Source organism: Aliivibrio sp. EL58 (assembly GCF_900312675.1).
Taxonomy (GTDB): Bacteria; Pseudomonadota; Gammaproteobacteria; order Enterobacterales; family Vibrionaceae; genus Aliivibrio.
Map to the genome: position 1 here is coordinate 653,745 of NZ_OMPC01000009.1, position 17,132 is coordinate 670,876.

At 39.2% G+C, this 17,132-nt stretch carries 15 protein-coding genes; 5 read left to right on the plus strand and 10 right to left on the minus strand.

Translation table 11 applies throughout. The features are described 5' to 3' along the window. Positions 1-67 precede the first annotated feature (67 nt). From ED622_RS13890 to ED622_RS13915, 6 genes are all read right to left on the minus strand, one after another. Positions 68-430, minus strand: coding sequence for a DUF2750 domain-containing protein (locus tag ED622_RS13890; RefSeq protein WP_371413442.1), 363 nt, complete (start codon positions 428-430; stop codon positions 68-70). 148 nt (positions 431-578) lie between these two features. Then, on the minus strand, positions 579-3,656 hold the full coding sequence (locus ED622_RS13895; protein WP_122034997.1) for an efflux RND transporter permease subunit: 3,078 nt from the start codon (positions 3,654-3,656) through the stop codon (positions 579-581). Continuing rightward, positions 3,656-4,735 (minus strand): efflux RND transporter periplasmic adaptor subunit, encoded by a 1,080-nt coding sequence (locus ED622_RS13900; protein ID WP_122034999.1) that lies wholly within the window; start codon positions 4,733-4,735, stop codon positions 3,656-3,658. Before ED622_RS13900 ends, ED622_RS13895 begins: the two co-directional genes overlap by 1 nt. Before the next feature lie 2 nt (positions 4,736-4,737). Next, entirely contained in the window at positions 4,738-5,772 is a 1,035-nt protein-coding gene (locus ED622_RS13905; protein WP_122035002.1) for an efflux RND transporter periplasmic adaptor subunit, read from the minus strand. A 151-nt stretch (positions 5,773-5,923) separates the two neighbouring features. Next, positions 5,924-6,280: a DUF2799 domain-containing protein gene (locus ED622_RS13910; protein WP_122035004.1), complete on the minus strand. Its 357-nt coding sequence runs from the start codon at positions 6,278-6,280 to the stop codon at positions 5,924-5,926. Positions 6,281-6,428: 148 nt separating this feature from the next. After that, positions 6,429-7,955: a fumarate hydratase gene (locus tag ED622_RS13915; RefSeq protein ID WP_122035007.1), complete on the minus strand. Its 1,527-nt coding sequence runs from the start codon at positions 7,953-7,955 to the stop codon at positions 6,429-6,431. Positions 7,956-8,122: 167 nt separating this feature from the next. Between ED622_RS13915 and pabB the strand changes: the two genes are divergently transcribed. The 5 genes from pabB to ED622_RS13940 all read left to right on the plus strand — a co-directional run bounded on the left by pabB (position 8,123) and on the right by ED622_RS13940 (position 13,732). Next, positions 8,123-9,493, plus strand: a complete 1,371-nt coding sequence (gene pabB / locus ED622_RS13920) for an aminodeoxychorismate synthase component I (RefSeq protein WP_122035009.1) — start codon at positions 8,123-8,125, stop codon at positions 9,491-9,493. A 23-nt stretch (positions 9,494-9,516) separates the two neighbouring features. Beyond that, on the plus strand, positions 9,517-10,098 hold the full coding sequence (locus ED622_RS13925) for a CoA pyrophosphatase (RefSeq protein ID WP_122035012.1): 582 nt from the start codon (positions 9,517-9,519) through the stop codon (positions 10,096-10,098). Between the two features lie 185 nt (positions 10,099-10,283). Next, entirely contained in the window at positions 10,284-11,534 is a 1,251-nt protein-coding gene (locus tag ED622_RS13930; RefSeq protein WP_122035014.1) for an aromatic amino acid transport family protein, read from the plus strand. A 96-nt stretch (positions 11,535-11,630) separates the two neighbouring features. Next, positions 11,631-12,992, plus strand: coding sequence for an L-serine ammonia-lyase (locus ED622_RS13935; protein ID WP_122035016.1), 1,362 nt, complete (start codon positions 11,631-11,633; stop codon positions 12,990-12,992). 191 nt (positions 12,993-13,183) lie between these two features. After that, the gene (locus ED622_RS13940; RefSeq protein ID WP_122035018.1) at positions 13,184-13,732 is read left to right on the plus strand and encodes a hypothetical protein; all 549 of its coding nucleotides are present in this window, start codon (positions 13,184-13,186) and stop codon (positions 13,730-13,732) included. A 74-nt stretch (positions 13,733-13,806) separates the two neighbouring features. Here the strand turns inward: ED622_RS13940 and ED622_RS13945 are convergent, their stop codons facing one another. The 4 genes from ED622_RS13945 to ED622_RS13960 all read right to left on the minus strand — a co-directional run bounded on the left by ED622_RS13945 (position 13,807) and on the right by ED622_RS13960 (position 17,068). Continuing rightward, the gene (locus ED622_RS13945; RefSeq protein WP_122035020.1) at positions 13,807-14,166 is read right to left on the minus strand and encodes a DUF2799 domain-containing protein; all 360 of its coding nucleotides are present in this window, start codon (positions 14,164-14,166) and stop codon (positions 13,807-13,809) included. A 50-nt stretch (positions 14,167-14,216) separates the two neighbouring features. Beyond that, positions 14,217-14,576 carry a DUF2799 domain-containing protein gene (locus tag ED622_RS13950; RefSeq protein ID WP_122035022.1) on the minus strand — a complete coding sequence of 120 codons (360 nt, stop codon included), beginning with the start codon at positions 14,574-14,576 and terminating at the stop codon, positions 14,217-14,219. Positions 14,577-14,645: 69 nt separating this feature from the next. Then, positions 14,646-15,812 (minus strand): amino acid permease, encoded by a 1,167-nt coding sequence (locus tag ED622_RS13955; RefSeq protein WP_122035025.1) that lies wholly within the window; start codon positions 15,810-15,812, stop codon positions 14,646-14,648. Between the two features lie 101 nt (positions 15,813-15,913). Next, positions 15,914-17,068 (minus strand): amino acid permease, encoded by a 1,155-nt coding sequence (locus tag ED622_RS13960; RefSeq protein ID WP_122035027.1) that lies wholly within the window; start codon positions 17,066-17,068, stop codon positions 15,914-15,916. Positions 17,069-17,132: the final 64 nt, after the last annotated feature.

The following is a 17,132-nucleotide window of genomic DNA, read 5'->3' on the forward strand; positions in this document are numbered from 1 at the left end:
ATCGTTTTTACTTACAAAAATGGCGACTCCTAAATGGGTCGCCATTTTTATTTATATTAATTCAATATTAACGCTTTCTTTCTTGTTTTGTTAATTCAAAATCAAATTCGTCAGGGAACAATACTTGCCCTTCTTCATTTTGATTAGGGAATACAACAACCGCTAATTCATCATCTTCAAGACCTGTAGTCCAACGGCTGTGCCATTTGTTTAGAGAGATAGATTCAGCTTTACATACATCCCATTCGCCTGTTGCCCATGCTTCTGCAAACTCTTTATTTGGCCATACAGGAACGCAATCTTCTTCTTCGGTATTCAACATCACACAACCGTGCTCATCAGTCAAAATCCAAATCTCACGATTAGCGACAACTTCTTTCATAAAATAAGTAAAACGCTCTTCTTCATGAGAATTTACGATTTTGTCCATTGCTTGTTGATCTAATTGGCTCATTTACTGTTCCTAATATGTGGACTGCATTTGTATTATCCAGATTGATACAGATAGAATATCACAAAAAAAGCCCATACTAGATATTCTAATATGGGCTTTTGAACATTTATTCTATGCGTCTATTTTAGTATTCGACGACTTTAATTTTATGGAACATGCGGTACAGCACAGGAACCACAATCAAGGTCAGTACGGTTGCAAAACCTAAACCAAACATAATGGTTACGGCCATTGGTTTGAAGAAGGTATCTGGCAATAGTGGGATCATACCTAGAATCGTAGTGATCGCCGCCATACAAACCGGACGAACACGACTCAATGCGGCATCAACTACTGCATGGTAGGGTTCTTTTCCTGAATGTATTTCTATCTCAATTTGATCAAGTAGTACGATGCCGTTTTTCAACAGCATGCCACTTAAACTCAAGAAGCCAAGTAGTGCCATAAAGCCAAATGGGGTATTAAGCAAGAGTAGACCACTGGTTACGCCAATCAGTGCTAATGGCACGGTTAACCAAACAATCACCGACTCTTTCACACTATTAAACAAGAACACAGTCACTAAGAACATGAACAGGTAACCCATTGGCATAGTTTGGAATAATGACGCTTGAGCATCACGAGACGATTCATACTCACCACCCCACTCCAAGCTGTAACCCGTAGGGAAATCAATCGCTTCAATTTGTGGTTGTAAACGTTTTTGTAATGTTGCTGCTGTTTCTTCACCAAGGATATCTGGATCTGCCATTACGGTTAACATACGTTTACGGTTTTTACGCACGATCAGTGGATCTTCCCAAATTACGTCATAACCCAATACTACTTGTTGTAGTGGAATGTATTGTGACAGCGCTGGGCTCCAAATTTTCATCCCTTCAATGGTGCTGATATCAACACGTTCATTTTCAGGTAAACGAGTAACGATAGGCATCAATGTTGTGCCATCACGATAAACACCAATCGCTTTGCCAGAGAACGCCATTTCAAGCAGTTCATTAACATCTGTTTTTGAAATACCGTAACGACGAGCCTGACTTTCGTTAAATTGAGGTTCAAGCACTTTAGTACGTTCACGCCAATCATGACGAACGTTTGTCGCGCCAGAATCGTTATGCATCACTTCAATCACTTGCGCAGCTAAACCACGAAGTATTGTAGGATCGGCACCTACAATTCTTGCTTCAACTTTCGCACCACCACCTGGACCTAATTCAATTTGTTTCAATTTGTATTGGACTTGAGGATAGTTGGCTTCAATGTGCAGACGGAACTTCGCCATTAAATCCGGTAGAGCTTGATAATCATCAACTCTTGTCATAATTTCGCCATAAGCGGCGTAACTCTTCTCCGGTGCGTAAGTCAGCATGAATCGTTGCAAGCCTTTACCGGCTGTCGTCGTTACATGTTCAATATGTTTTTGCTCTAGTATCCATTCTTCTAACTCTTTTAATGTGTCGTTAGTTGAGCGAATATCCGTACCTTCAGGCATCCATACATCAACCATAAAGATTGGCGTGGTTGAAGATGGAAAGAAAGACTGTTTAACTTTCGTAAAGCCATACATGCTACCGCCAAGCGCAACAACCAAGATAAGCATGGTTGCTAACGAATAGCGCATACAAAACTCAAGGAAACGCTTGTAGATCACAAAGATCATCCCATTATATGGGTCTTTTTCTTCTAAGCTTTCCTCTTCATTTTGTACTGTTTCTTTAAAAAACAAAGAAGCAAAGAATGGTGTGAGAGAAATAGCAGTAAACCAGCTCAGCATCAGTGAGATAAGTAGAACGGTAAACAGCGTTCCACAGTACTCACCCGTTGCATCATCAGATAGACCTATTGGAGCGAACGCTGTTACCGCAATAACTGTCGCACCTAGCAGTGGCCATTTTGTCTGCGTGACAATGTCGGTTGCCGCTTGCATTCTCGTTCGGCCTTTTTGCATACCGATGAGAATACCTTCGACCACCACAATGGCATTATCTACCAACATCCCTAAGGCAATAACTAAAGCGCCTAATGAAATACGTTGTAAGTCGATTGCAAAGTACTTCATGAAAACAAAAGTACCCGATACCGTTAATAACAGGATAAGTCCAATCAATAAGCCTGAGCGAACCCCCATAAAGAACAATAGTACAATGATAACGATAGCAACGGCTTGCCCAAGACTGACCACAAAGCCACTTACTGATTTATCTACTTCTTTTGGTTGGCTATATATCTCTGAAATATCAATGCCGATTGGCTGCTGCTCTTTCAGCTCTAACATTCGCTGATCAACGAGTTTCCCGATCTCGACAACGTTAACGCCAGCACTAAATGAAACACCCATGTTCAAGGCAAAATTACCATTAAAGTTAACCAAATTACTCGGTACTTCAACATAACCACGTTTTACTTCAGCAATATCTTTTAGATAAATAAGCCCCTGTGCGCCGCCTTCGGTAATAATTAAATCACCTAACTGTGATACATCTTCAAACTCGCCCGTTGGGTGTATTTGAATGTATTCAGAACCAATCTTGACTGCACCAGCACTAGATACTGTATTTTGATTTGAAAGTAAACTGTACAGCGTCTGCGGTGAGATACCTAAGCTTGTCATGCGCTTTAAAGAGGCTTCAATAAAGACTTGCTCTTGTTGTACGCCAGATACAGAGACTTTACTTACACCATCAACAAGCTCTAGTTCACGACGTAAATAATCAACATAATCAAGCAACTCTTTATAGGAATACCCTTGACCTGTAACGGCTAAAAGCACCCCATAAACATCACCAAAATCATCAATAACAGATGGTTCTCCAACTCCCGGTGGCAATTGACGTTTTAAGTCATTCACTTTTCGGCGCAGTTCATCCCAAATTTGTGGAAGGTCATCAGGTCCATAATTGTTTTTCATGGTTACCGTTATTTGCGATAATCCACGACTTGAAAGCGAATTAACTTCATCAACATAAGTTAATTGTTGGATCGCCTTCTCTAAAGGATAAGTAACCTCTTCTTCCACTTGTTCAGGGGTTGCACCTGGGTAGTTGGTTACTACCATGGCATCTTTAATGGTAAAGGCAGGGTCTTCTAATCGCCCCAAACCAAAGAAAGCAGATGTACCACCAATCATAAAGATCAGAGTCAACATCCAGCTAATGACTTTATTTTGTATAAAGTAAGCCGCAATTCCTTTTTCTTGACTCATTATTTCTCCTCCGTATTGATGATATTCACTTCTAGACCATCACGTAAGCGTGAAACACCTGCGATAACAATACGATCTCCAGTTGATACACCATCGACAACTCGTAACCCAAACGAGGTTGCTTTCGTTGTTGTTACTTTTTGTTTCCTTACTTTATTATCAGAATCAATTATCCAAACGTATTTCTCTTTTTGGTCAATCTCATCACCGTCTTCATTAAATACAGCTTCAATCGGGATAATAAGTCCAAATTGGCTGCCTACATTTAACGAACTTTGTTCAGTGGTTACTTCTACTGCCATACCATCTAGAATAAATTGATCTTCTGGCATTGGCATCGTTAAGGTAACGAGATAAGCGCCCGATTCTGGATCTGGCTCTGTCGTATATTCTTTAACCTTTGCGTCGTAAGACACTCCACTATCAAGACGTACTGAGGCTTTGATTTGCTCAATAACCCCTTGGTTCGGTTGCTTTGAATATAATTTATCTGGCACTTGAACAATAATATCTACTTCATTTCGATTGTGTATATTCACTATCTGCTGACCAACTTGAATTGTCTCAAATTGTTCAACACTAACTCGTGAAATAATTCCATCAATTGGCGCTTTTAATTCAGTAAAGCTCAAACGAAGTTTCGCCAACTCTAAATCTGCCAATGCAATTTGACGCTGTGCAGCTAACTCATCAAATTGTGACTTTGCAAGTAACCCTTTATCAACTAACGGTTTTGAACGTCTGTATTGACTGTTCGCTACGGTATAACGTGCTCGGGCATTATCAACATCAATGTTGTAATCCGTTTTATCTAACACCGCAAGAACTTGACCCTTTTTAACGGTTTCACCAGCACGAACGTTCAACTCTTTAACTTCACCCGAAAGACGAAAACTTAAATGAGAACGATCGGCCGCTGTCGCCACAGCAGGAAGATAGAGACTGTCACTAACTAAGCCTGAATTAATATCTTTAACAATAACATTAGGGACCTCTATTTCTGTATCCATAGGCGCAGGGCTACAAGCAGTCAGCAATATCGCAGTTGAAAGTAAGGATAATTTCATTAATTTCTGCATAATTATAGCCCTCTCTCCTTAACCCATTTACGCACTTTCATTCCTTCTTCTAATCCAGAAATGCCTGAAGAAACAATTTGCTCAGAATCATTAAGTCCCGAAATTACTTGTCGTTTTTCATTCAACTCTATCGCAACTTTCTCAACGATACCTTGCTCAGAAACACGCCATACATAAGTAGTCTCGCCATCTTGTTCAATCGCTGAAAGCGGAAGCTTCTCACTGCCACCTTTTGGAATAGTCACTTTCACTTGGCCTGACATTCCCGGTAATATGCCTAAGTCTTTAGGTCTTGGCATGCTCATTTTTACGGTATAACTTGAGGTTTTGCTGTCTGCTTCTGTATCAATTTCTTCAAATTCTAGAGGAAAGCTAACAGTAGGGAACGAATCGAAGGTAACTGAAGCAGAAACCTCAGCAAAACTAAAACGCTGTAATAGATAGTCAGGAAGCTGAAAAGCAACATACAAAATATCATTGGTTTGAATATGCATGATAGATTGCTTTGCTGTTACGTATTCAAAGTTTTCAGAAGGTAGTAATGAAATCGTACCATCATAAGGCGCGATTAATTGGGTATAACTCAAGTTGGCACTAGTTTGATCTAATGTAGCTTTGGCTGTTTTTCGATTAGCTACTGCGCTGTCGTAATCTTGTTCTGAAACGACTTTATCTTTACGTAGCTTTTTAATTCGTTGATATTGTACGTCAATCAATCGATATTGTGCTTGCGCTTGTTTTTGGATCAAACGGTACTCATCAGGATTTATTGTTGCCAACAGCTGCCCTTTTGTCACCAATTGTCCCGCATGGACATCTAAACTGTTAAGCTGTCCCGGAACTCGAAAGGCAAGGACTGCTTTATCTCCAGCCTCTGCTTGAGCTGGAAATAAGCGAGAAGTTTCATGATCGCCAACGCTGACGGTCATTATCTTAGCGGGACGCGATTCAGGCTCTGCAATCACAGGCGCTTGCTTGTCACACCCCATGAGAAGAGTTGAACTTAACAGCGTCGCTACCATCGTTTTTTTGAACATAAACCGTTCCTTGTAATGGTAATAATCAACCAAACTATCGCTATGTTCTCAATAGATTTGATTATATAAACAATTGTATATAAAGAATTATTACTTATATTCCTATCGTCATCCAGTCAATAAGAATAATAAGTTATAAAAACATTCTTATTTATTCTTTTTTATGATTTTTCCCTTTTTCATACTCTGTACGAAATTCAGGTGTAATTTGATCGCAAATACCAAAATATGGTGCTTCACTGAGCCCTAAAATATAGGCATTTTGAGAGCAATAGATCACAGCACCCGAAGAATGTCCTTGGCTATAAGCATTATAGAACTCTCCCGTAATCGTATCTTCTGAGTTTACCTCCTCTAATACTTCTCTCTCTTGGACTAAAAAGCCATTTTTCGCTCTCTGCTCACCATACTCATACCAATCATCGGCATTTTTTTCTTTTACTTCAGATTGCGAAGCTGTACAACCAACTAATAACAACATCATTACGGCAACAATCTTATGCTTCATACCCTCTCCAAGAACAATCTAAATCACACAATATCAACAACATATTAACTCAGTTTAGACTTAAATAGTTAACATTAAAAATACAAGTATAAAAAAAGCACTCAATTTATGAGTGCTTTCTTAAATTATAGAAAAACCTAAAACTCGATTATTCCATTTCAGCTATTTTTACTTTCCAAGTATCAGGACCAATTTGATGAGCATTAGCACCTGTTGAATCAACAGCTACCGTGACTGGCATGTCTTCAACATCAAATTCATAAATTGCTTCCATTCCTAATTCTTCAAAGGCAACAACACGCGCTTTTTTAATCGCTTTAGCAACTAAATAAGCAGCACCACCAACCGCCATTAAATACACGGCTTTCTTCTCTTTAATAGAAGCTACGGTTGCTGGACCACGCTCTGCTTTACCAATCATGCCCATTAAGCCAGTATCAAGCATCATATCGGTGAATTTATCCATTCGCGTTGAGGTTGTAGGCCCCGCAGGACCAACGGCTTCATCACGTACTGCATCAACTGGACCAACGTAGTAAATAAATTTACCATTAAAGTCAACACCCTCAGGCAAGCCTTCACCACTTTCAATCATACCTTGAAGGCGCTTATGTGCGGCATCACGACCAGTTAAAATTTTTCCTGTTAGTAGAACCGTTTCACCAGTTCGCCACTCTTGTACTTCTTCTTTTGTAATCGTATCTAGATTCACACGACGAGTGTTTGCACCAGCTTCCCAAGTAATATCTGGCCATTCTTCTAGTTTTGGTGGTTGTAAGTCTGCAGGACCTGAACCATCAAGAGTAAAATGAACGTGACGAGTCGCTGCACAGTTCGGGATCATACATACAGGTTTAGAAGCTGCGTGAGTCGGTGCTGATTTAATTTTCACATCAACAACCGTAGTTAAACCACCAAGGCCTTGTGCGCCAATACCCAGTTTATTTACTCGATTAAAGATATCAAGACGAAGCTCTTCTTCTGCATTCTCTGGACCACGATCAATTAATTCTTGAATATCGATGTGTCCCATTAACGATTCTTTTGCTAATACTGCCGCTTTTTCTGCTGTACCACCGATACCTATTCCTAGCATACCAGGCGGACACCAACCAGCGCCCATTAACGGTAAGTTTTTTTCTACCCACTCAGCAATATCATCTGATGGATTTAACATCACCATTTTCGTTTTATTTTCAGAACCGCCGCCTTTTGCTGCGATTTGAATTTCCACTTTATCGCCAGGTACCATATTAATGTGCACAACCGACGGTGTATTGTCTTTGGTGTTAATACGTTTGCCTGCAGGATCAGATAAGATCGACGCTCGAAGCGGATTATCCGGATTAAGATACGCTTGTCGTGTACCTTCATCGATCATTTGCTGGACGGTCATATCGCCTTCCCAGCGAACGTTCATACCTATATTAACAAAACAGGTTACGATCCCCGTATCTTGACAAATAGGACGACGCCCTTCTGCCGACATACGTGAATTTATCAAAATTTGAGCGATTGCGTCTTTCGCAGCTTGGCTTTGTTCTCTGTGATATGCTTTTTCTAACGCTTGAACAAAATCAAGTGGATGATAGTAAGAAATATATTGCAATGCATCAGCAACTGAGCTGATCACATCTTCATTACGGATGATAGTTTCTTTACCAACAGTCATCATTAGACCCTCTTATATATATGCTTCCATGGCGTGTAAAGTATGTATGTTTTTATATGATGACGTGAGCATTCGCCATCTATTATTTTCTTTTAGAACTTGCAGTATGATACTCTTGCTCTCCATTCAAGGCTATCGTTGCTCATCACATTCTGGTTATAAAACTCAAAATGAACAATCAATTAGATGCAAACTTACTCATCACCCAACTTGATTATCACTCTTCTTCTGTGGTTGATTATTTTTCAGCTATTGAAAGCCAACCTTGGGCGATGTTATTGCACTCGTCAGCAAAAGATCATGTCGATAATCGCTATGATATTTTAGTTGCTGACCCTATCGCAACATTACAGACGCATCATAACGTCACCAGAATTAACGTTGTGGGTAAACAACCTGTAACCAGTGAAGCCTGCCCTTTTAAGTTACTTGCTCATTATCAAGAACGCTTAACGCCTCATTGCCACTCTATAGAAGGCTTCCCTTTTATTGGTGGGGCATTAGGTTACTTCAGTTATGACTTGGGCCGCCGAGTGGAATCTATTCCTAATATAGCAGAGCAAGATATTCCAACCGCTGATATGGCCGTTGGGATCTATGACTGGACTCTAATTGCTGATCATAAAGCGTCGACACTCACTTTAATACAACCACAAGGGAGTAATCGTCTTGCTTGGTTACAGCAATTTTTCGCTATAAAAGAAGATAAAACAGAGTTTAGTTTGTCCTCTGAGTGGCAATCAAATATGACAGAGGACGAATACGCGACTAAATTCACTGTGATTCAAGATTATCTAAAATCAGGAGATTGCTACCAAATTAACCTTGCACAACGTTTTCATGCTCAATACCAAGGTTCTGAATGGCAAGCGTATCAAAAATTAGCGACTCAAAATGGCGCTCCCTTCTCTGCTTTTATTAGAACACCTGAGGTCGCCATATTGTCAGTATCACCAGAGCGTTTTTTACAAGTTAGAGAGCGTAAAATAGAAACAAAGCCCATTAAAGGGACTCGCCCTCGCTCAAATGACCCTGAATTAGATGCTAAAGAAGCGGAGATACTTCGTCATAGCGCTAAAGATCGTTCTGAAAACTTAATGATTGTGGATTTACTGCGTAATGACATTGGACGAGTATCCAAGCCTGGATCGGTAAAAGTGCCTAAATTATTTGATATTGAAAGTTTTCCTGCCGTTCATCATCTAGTAAGTACAATTACTGGCGAATTAGATGACAACTATACTATTAGTGATTTATTGAGTGCTTCTTTTCCCGGAGGATCAATCACTGGGGCTCCAAAAATTAGGGCTATGGAGATTATTGAAGAGTTAGAACCACATCGTCGTAACTTATATTGTGGCAGTATTGGTTATATAAGCCGTTGCGGCACAATGGATACCAGTATCACCATACGAACCTTAATTGCGTATGAAGAGACTTTATATGCTTCTGCTGGTGGTGGCATTGTTGCTGACAGTCAAGTTGAACTAGAATATCAAGAGACCTTGCATAAATTGAGCAAAATTCTTCCTATATTGTAATTTTAAATTTAAGGATCCGGCGTATGGATACACATTTACTTCCTCATTTATTGTTAAATAAGCCGAATTCTTACAGCGAAGAATTACTCGCTCACCCTCGCTTTCAAAATGACAATTTTAAACCTGCTGCGGTCCTTGTTCCCCTCGTTCAAAGACCCTCTGGTTTGCACCTAATTTTAACTCAACGAGCGTCACATTTACGTCACCATCCAGGGCAAATTAGTTTCCCTGGAGGCAAGGTTGAACCCTCTGATTTATCCCTAATTCATACCGCTATTCGTGAAACAAATGAAGAGATAGGCATTCAAGCCTCGCAGATCAAACCATTAGTAAAACTTAACACTATACCAACAATATCCGGTTATAAAGTGACCCCTATCATTGCTATCATTGATGAAAATTATACCACCGCAATCGATTACGGTGAGGTTAGTAGCACATTTGAAGCACCACTCATCCATCTACTTAACCCAATAAATACGACGAAGCACAAAGTTTTTAACAAAAAACATACGTACGAACTAATTTTTATCCCATTTGAGAAAAAACTCATTTGGGGTATCACAGCCGAAATCATTCACTCTATGAATTACATTTCAACTTAGAAAAATTAGCATTATTGATAAGTTTTACTAATATCAAATTTACATCTATTGTGATCATTATCAATTATTTTCCGATCTCCGTTCATCTTTTTTCATTATCCGATCTGGGTCAAAGTTTTTCTCGCCAAAATAACGACAATAGCGCCGTTCCCAAAATTCCTGTTCTAAAAATTAAGAGAAAAATTATGCAAACAACTAATACTGCATCTACAAGTGCAAAAAAAGCAAAGTGGACTTATAAAGATTTCACTTGGTGTCTTTCCCTATTCGGTACCGCTGTTGGTGCTGGTGTTTTATTCCTTCCAATCAAAGCTGGCGCTGGTGGTTTTTGGCCTCTAGTTATCCTTGCATTAATCGCTGCACCAATGACTTGGTTTGCACACAAAAGTTTAGCTCGTTTCGTTCTTTCTGCTAAGAACCCAGATGCAGATATTACTGATACAGTAGAAGAGCATTTTGGTAAGACAGGCGCGAACCTAATCACTTTTGCCTACTTTTTCGCGATTTACCCAATTGTACTTATTTACGGTGTTGGTATTACAAACACAGTAGACTCTTTCATGGTTAATCAGCTAGGTATGGAATCAATTCCACGCTGGTTGCTTTCAGGTGTTCTTATCACTCTGATGACATGTGGTGTTGTATTTGGTAAAGAACTAATGCTGAAAGCAACATCAGCAATGGTTTACCCTCTTGTATTCATCCTAATGGCATTATCTATTTACTTAATTCCTGGTTGGAACACATCTATGATGTCTGTTTCTCCTGATTGGGGTTCAATGCCTTCTGTTGTTTGGTTAGCAATTCCAATTATTGTGTTCTCTTTCAACCACAGCCCAGTAATTAGCCAGTTTGCTAAAGAACAACGCCGCGTTTACGGTGAAGATGCAGTTGGTAAAACTGACATGATCACTGGTGGTGCAGCTATGATGCTAATGAGCTTTGTAATGTTCTTCGTTTTCTCTGTAGTTCTTTCTTTATCTCCAGAGCAACTAGCACAAGCGCAAGCACAAAACATCTCTGTTCTTTCTTACCTAGCTAACGTTCATGAATCTCCAATGATTTCTATCATGGGCCCAATCGTTGCTTTCGCTGCGATTACTTCAAGCTACTTCGGTCACTTCCTTGGTGCTCATGAAGGTCTTGTTGGTCTAGCTAAGTCTCGTTCAAATGCTCCAGTTGCTAAGCTTGAGAAATTCTCACTTATCTTCATCGTTATTACTACGTGGATCGTTTCTATCATCAACCCAAGCATCCTTGGAATGATTGAAACAATGGGCGCACCGATGATTGCAGCTATCCTATTCCTGCTACCTATCTTTGCTATGCGTAAAGTACCTGCTATGGCTAAGTACAAAACTTCAGCACCTGTGCAAATCTTTACAGCATTATGTGGTGTTGCGGCGATTACTTCTGTAATCTACGGCGCTCTTTAATAACTAGTTTATAAATCCTTATAAGCATTAGTTACACGAAGTTAATAATAATGATAATAAAGCCCCCTTTTTTGGGGGCTTATTCGAGGTAATAACATGATTAGTGTTTTTGATATCTACAAAATCGGAGTTGGTCCTTCTAGCTCCCACACCGTTGGTCCAATGAAAGCAGGTAAAGAGTTTATCGACGATTTACGTGGCATGGGCAAACTGCGTGATATCACTAAAATCACTGTTGATGTTTACGGTTCATTATCACTGACAGGGAAAGGTCACCATACTGATATCGCTATCATTATGGGTCTGGCAGGTAACACGCCAGAACACGTAGATATTGACTCTATTCCGGGCTTCATCGCTCGTGTTGAAGAAACAGAGCGCTTACCTGTGGGCATGCATTGCCATACGGTTGAATTTCCAAAAGACGGTGGAATGAATTTCCACACATCTAACCTTTCACTTCACGAAAATGGTATGCAAATACATGCGTGGGTTGATGGCGACGTTGTTTACTCTAAAACATACTACTCTATCGGTGGTGGTTTTATTGTTGATGAAGAACACTTCGGTAAAGAAGTAGAATCATCAATTCAAGTACCTTACGCATTTAATACTGCAGAGGAACTTGTTGATTTATGTAAAGAAAACGGCTTATCTATTAGTACATTAGTGATGAAAAACGAACACGCGATTCTTGCAGAAGATGAAGTTCGTACTTATTTCGCTAAGATCTGGAAAACCATGCGTGATTGCATGGAGAAAGGCATGAACACTGAAGGTATTCTTCCTGGGCCTCTACGTGTACCTCGTCGTGCTGCGGCACTTCGTCAACAACTACTGACTTCTGAAAAAACGTCTAAAGATCCAATGGAAGTCGTTGATTGGGTAAACATGTATGCATTTGCTGTAAACGAAGAAAACGCAGCTGGCGGTCGTGTTGTTACTGCTCCAACAAATGGCGCATGTGGCATCATCCCTGCTGTTTTAGCTTACTACGATAAGTTTATTCAAACAGTAACTGAGAAAGATTACATCCGTTACTTCGCAGCTTCAGGCGCTATCGGTGGTCTTTATAAGCAAAATGCTTCAATCTCTGGTGCTGAAGTAGGCTGCCAAGGTGAAGTGGGTGTTGCCTGTTCTATGGCTGCTGCTGGTCTTGCTGAATTGATGGGTGGAAGCCCTGAGCAAGTCTGTATGGCTGCTGAAATTGGAATGGAGCATAACCTTGGCTTAACGTGTGATCCTGTTGCAGGCCAAGTACAAGTACCTTGTATTGAACGTAACGGTATTGCTGCAGTTAAAGCAATCAACGCTACTCGTATGGCGCTTCGTCGTTCATCAGCTCCTCGTGTTTCTCTTGATAAAGTTATCGAGACAATGCTTGAGACTGGTAAAGACATGAACGCTAAATACCGTGAAACTTCTCAAGGTGGTTTAGCAATTAAAGTTATCTGCTAAAAGCACATACTTTAACTGTAGTTACTTGATAATGAGGGCGTATATCGCCCTCTTTTTATTTCTCCATTTCCCCGCTACATCTCCTATACTAAATATATGCAATAAATTGGTGAATAAAGCACCTTTACTATTAACAAATGAATCAGTTACTGCAATAATGCCGTTATGCAAATAATTAGTACATTTCAATTATGAATAAGAAAAAACATACTCTTTCCCCAAGAGCACAGAAATTACGAGCTGAATGGACAGGAATGGACAGCGAGCATCGCTTTATTTCTCATTCATTTAATTGCGTCAAAATCCACATACATACTCCTGATGATGGTATGTACAACCGCTCTGTTGGCTGCCTAAAAGAAGGCCGAGAAAAAGCCTTAAAAGAAGCGATTAAACAACGAAATAAAGTTGGTAAAGAGCTATGGGGCAATTGTTGGAGCATGGTGCTTAACTACCCAAGTCTATTTGAACGCCTACCACACAGCCTTGAGCCTGATATCATCACAAAAAAACGCACCCTACACTCTGGCGAAGTTCGCACCACTGATTATTATATTGTTCGCTGGAAAGAGATCGTTGATGGCGAATATAAACCAAAGAGTCGTTTATTCTCTCATGGTAATGGTAATGATAAATTAAGTGCTTACAGTAAAGCTAAAAAAGTCATGCTAGAAGTAAACAAAGATTTTTTACCTATTTTAAAAAAGATGGGCCGCTTTAATATCGTTAAAGTTCTCTAATTTAAATCTTCATATAAAAATGGCGGATAATTATCCGCCATTTTTTTATCAATTAACAAGTAATCAGAAAGACATTACATGCCTCTTTTAGTCGAGTTATTACCTCGTAAGTACTCATATTTGAACTCTTTATTTATACTGTCACAAACTCCAGTATAAACTCCGCCTTTAGTTCCTAACTCAAACGCGTCTTGCTCACAATATCCCTGCAATCCTTTCTGATATCCAGCAACATACGCATCATAATTAGAGGCTTTAAACTCCTTGCCATCTAAAAGCTCGACTATTTGTTCTTTAGATTCAAAATTCCAGCCTTTTTGGCCAGTTTCTAAACCATAAGTACCCCAATCACTGTCTTGTGTAGATGTTAATGGTGCTGTACTTGAACACGCAGCAAGGAAAAGTGAAACCATCACAATTAAGGTTATTCTCATACCTCTTACCCTCTTGTTATCTATTCATCCAATAATATAAAGTAACTACATTACATCCCACCAGCCGTAGATTGCATTCCACTAACATAATCTTGGCGGAAGAACGGATCTAACTTATCACAGATGCCATTATACTGCTTACCAACAACACCTAGCATGTAAGCACTTTGATCACAGTATTCTTCCTGCCCTTTATTATAACCTGCTGTATATGCTTGATAGTTAGCCTCGCTGACAGTTTTGCCATCTGCTAATTTAGCCAATTTTGATTCGGACTGAACAATCCAACCTTTCATTGCTCTTTCATAGCCAAAGGCTTGCCAATCACTATCTACGTTTGATGTTGGTGGAGGTGTACTTGAACATGCTGCAAGTAATAAAGCAGCGATACTAATTATTAAAAATTTCATTTTGCTGACCCTCTACAAAGAACACATTATCTTTTACGTTAATTGTAGAGGATTAGATCATAATTTCTATTAAATTTGGCTTATTAATAACAACAGTCCAAAAAGTAATGTTAAGCCTAGTGCAAATTTTCCGCCTTCGGCCTGATAAGTATGAGGCATTAAGTTATCTTCCTCTTTTACTTTCTTTCTTAAAGCAATAACCATCGCTAATGGAATAAAAATAGCGAGGAATACTAAGATCACCCCTGCATAACCCAATACTGACAAGAACTGATCAGCAGCAAGACTGGCACCTAGCAGTGGAAGAATAAAAGTACACACATACGTCACAACTTTATTGTGTGAAATCATATCTTTATTTTGATTATAAAGTGCCATTGCCACACCTAGGAATGATGTTAATAAGGCTAATGATGTAAAAACAGAAAGAATGATTTCAATGTATTCGTTCTTAGCGCTAAAGGTTTGGATTAAATCTGAAATATTAGAAAAATGCGTAATATCATCCGCATTTAGGTTACCGACAACGGCATACAACCAAACGAGATAACAGATAAGAGGAATGATTGATCCTAAAATAACCATATTTCTAAGCTGTTTACTTGTCGCTTCTTTGTTATACGCAACAAGCGATGGGATAACTGGCATAGAGGCAAAACTAGTAAATAAAATAGTGCTGGTATTAAGCAGCATTCCTTTATCTGTATTCGTTACTTGCGTTAAGTTATCTACTGAAATACCAGGGACTAGTATCACTAATGTAATCGCAAGCATTGAAACCATGAACAAAAACAAAACACGATTTAACTTATCGATTATTTGAGTACCACACACCACAAATACACTAGCGACAAGAGTAAAACCAATTTGAGCCGTTTCAATACTCATCTCAATAGTAAACATTGAGAAGATACGCTTAATTAAGTCAGCAGCTCCTAAAATATAGGCAATTAACATACAAAATAGCAGCAAATAAAACAAAATATTGGTGACCACTTGGCCACCCTTACCTAAAGTTCTATTCGCAACGGTATTAATACCAAAAGCTAATTCTGTTTTAGAACATGCTTCTGTCAATAGCAAAGCTGAATATGTTGTGCCTGCACAAATAGCAAGCATCAGTAACGTGCTGTAAAACAGACCAAATTGCGCTAATACCATTGGAATCGCTAACATTCCAGCGCCAAGTGCCGTGCCAGATAAAATCAATGCACTGCCAAATAATTTAAAATTCATTACTTATTCTTAATTTTAGAGATTAGAGGCTCATAAAGAGCGGAAAAGAGGTGCTCTACTCACAAAAAAGTAGAGCACAATACAACTAGAGAACGTGATAACTAGATAACTTGTGAGATCAACAAGAAACAACCGAAAATGAACGAGAAGATTAGCATTGCCACTCCCCCTTCAGCTAAGTAACTTTCTGTTTGGCCATCTGTTTGACGAAGCTTAATAACCATTGCGAGTGGAATAAATACCGCAAGGAAAACCAGAATAATACCGGCATAACTTAATACCGCTAAAAATTGATCTGCTGCAAAAATAGCACCGGCAAGAGGTAGGATAAAGCTGATCACATAAGTAACCACTTTGTTTTGTTTAAATGTATCTTCATTTTGCGTAAACAGTGCCATTGCCACTCCTAAGAAAGAAGTCAGTAATGCAAGTCCTGTAAAGCTCGATAGGACAAGATTGATAAATGAATGTTCAGCACTAAATACTGAAATTAGCTCAGACACATTAGAGAAATGGGTAATTTGCTCAGGGGTTAAGTTACCAACCACCGCATATAGCCACACCAGATAACAAACTAAAGGAATAGAAGAACCAACAATAACCATGTTTCTCAACTGCTTAGGTGTTGCTTCATGGTTGTAAGAAACTAATGACGGAATAACAACCATAAAACCAAAGCTAGTAAAAATAATCGCACTGGTTTGTATCAATTCTGATGGATTTGAATTAGACACTTGAGTCATATTATCTAATGAAATACCTGGAACCAAAAAGACAAGAGTCAGCAATAACATGAATAGCATGATGGCAAATAAAGCGCGATTAATCTTATCAATCACTGCCGTTCCCGAGGCAACGATCACCCCTGCAATTAATGTAAATGCTATTTGGCTTTGCACCAAGCTTAAATCTAATCCAATATTACGGAGTAACTTATTAAGTAGATCGCCAGCGCCTAAGATATAGGCCATCAGCAGACAAATAAGTAACGCATACAGTAAGCCATTGGTAACTAACTGTCCTCCCTTACCTAAACTTTTACGAGCGATGGTGTTCATACCCAAACCACCACCCACATTAATACTTGCTTCTAGCAACAATAAAGCGGCATAAGTTGTTCCAATAAAGATAAACAACATTAACGCAGTCCCCCACAGCAGGCCAAATTGAGCCAAAACCATAGGAATTGCAAGCATACCAGCACCCAGTGCAGTACCTGAAATAATAAGAGAGCTGCCGATTAATTTTAAATTCATAATTGTTCCTTCGTTTTTTATTCGAGTTTGAGCTTTAGTTCTAGTTTATTTTTAGCTTTTCAAA

What these genes read in the sequence shown, in the direction of transcription:
- ED622_RS13930 (WP_122035014.1), top strand. Translation starts at nt 10,284, where the DNA reads ATGCAAACAACTAATACTGCATCTACAAGTGCAAAAAAAGCAAAGTGG.
- ED622_RS13960 (WP_122035027.1), bottom strand. Translation starts at nt 17,068, where the DNA reads ATGAATTTAAAATTAATCGGCAGCTCTCTTATTATTTCAGGTACTGCA.
- ED622_RS13940 (WP_122035018.1), top strand. Translation starts at nt 13,184, where the DNA reads ATGAATAAGAAAAAACATACTCTTTCCCCAAGAGCACAGAAATTACGA.
- ED622_RS13925 (WP_122035012.1), top strand. Translation starts at nt 9,517, where the DNA reads ATGGATACACATTTACTTCCTCATTTATTGTTAAATAAGCCGAATTCT.
- ED622_RS13915 (WP_122035007.1), bottom strand. Translation starts at nt 7,955, where the DNA reads ATGATGACTGTTGGTAAAGAAACTATCATCCGTAATGAAGATGTGATC.
- ED622_RS13955 (WP_122035025.1), bottom strand. Translation starts at nt 15,812, where the DNA reads ATGAATTTTAAATTATTTGGCAGTGCATTGATTTTATCTGGCACGGCA.
- ED622_RS13945 (WP_122035020.1), bottom strand. Translation starts at nt 14,166, where the DNA reads ATGAGAATAACCTTAATTGTGATGGTTTCACTTTTCCTTGCTGCGTGT.
- ED622_RS13900 (WP_122034999.1), bottom strand. Translation starts at nt 4,735, where the DNA reads ATGCAGAAATTAATGAAATTATCCTTACTTTCAACTGCGATATTGCTG.
- ED622_RS13895 (WP_122034997.1), bottom strand. Translation starts at nt 3,656, where the DNA reads ATGAGTCAAGAAAAAGGAATTGCGGCTTACTTTATACAAAATAAAGTC.
- pabB (WP_122035009.1), top strand. Translation starts at nt 8,123, where the DNA reads ATGAACAATCAATTAGATGCAAACTTACTCATCACCCAACTTGATTAT.
- ED622_RS13950 (WP_122035022.1), bottom strand. Translation starts at nt 14,576, where the DNA reads ATGAAATTTTTAATAATTAGTATCGCTGCTTTATTACTTGCAGCATGT.
- ED622_RS13890 (WP_371413442.1), bottom strand. Translation starts at nt 430, where the DNA reads ATGGACAAAATCGTAAATTCTCATGAAGAAGAGCGTTTTACTTATTTT.
- ED622_RS13935 (WP_122035016.1), top strand. Translation starts at nt 11,631, where the DNA reads ATGATTAGTGTTTTTGATATCTACAAAATCGGAGTTGGTCCTTCTAGC.
- ED622_RS13910 (WP_122035004.1), bottom strand. Translation starts at nt 6,280, where the DNA reads ATGAAGCATAAGATTGTTGCCGTAATGATGTTGTTATTAGTTGGTTGT.
- ED622_RS13905 (WP_122035002.1), bottom strand. Translation starts at nt 5,772, where the DNA reads ATGTTCAAAAAAACGATGGTAGCGACGCTGTTAAGTTCAACTCTTCTC.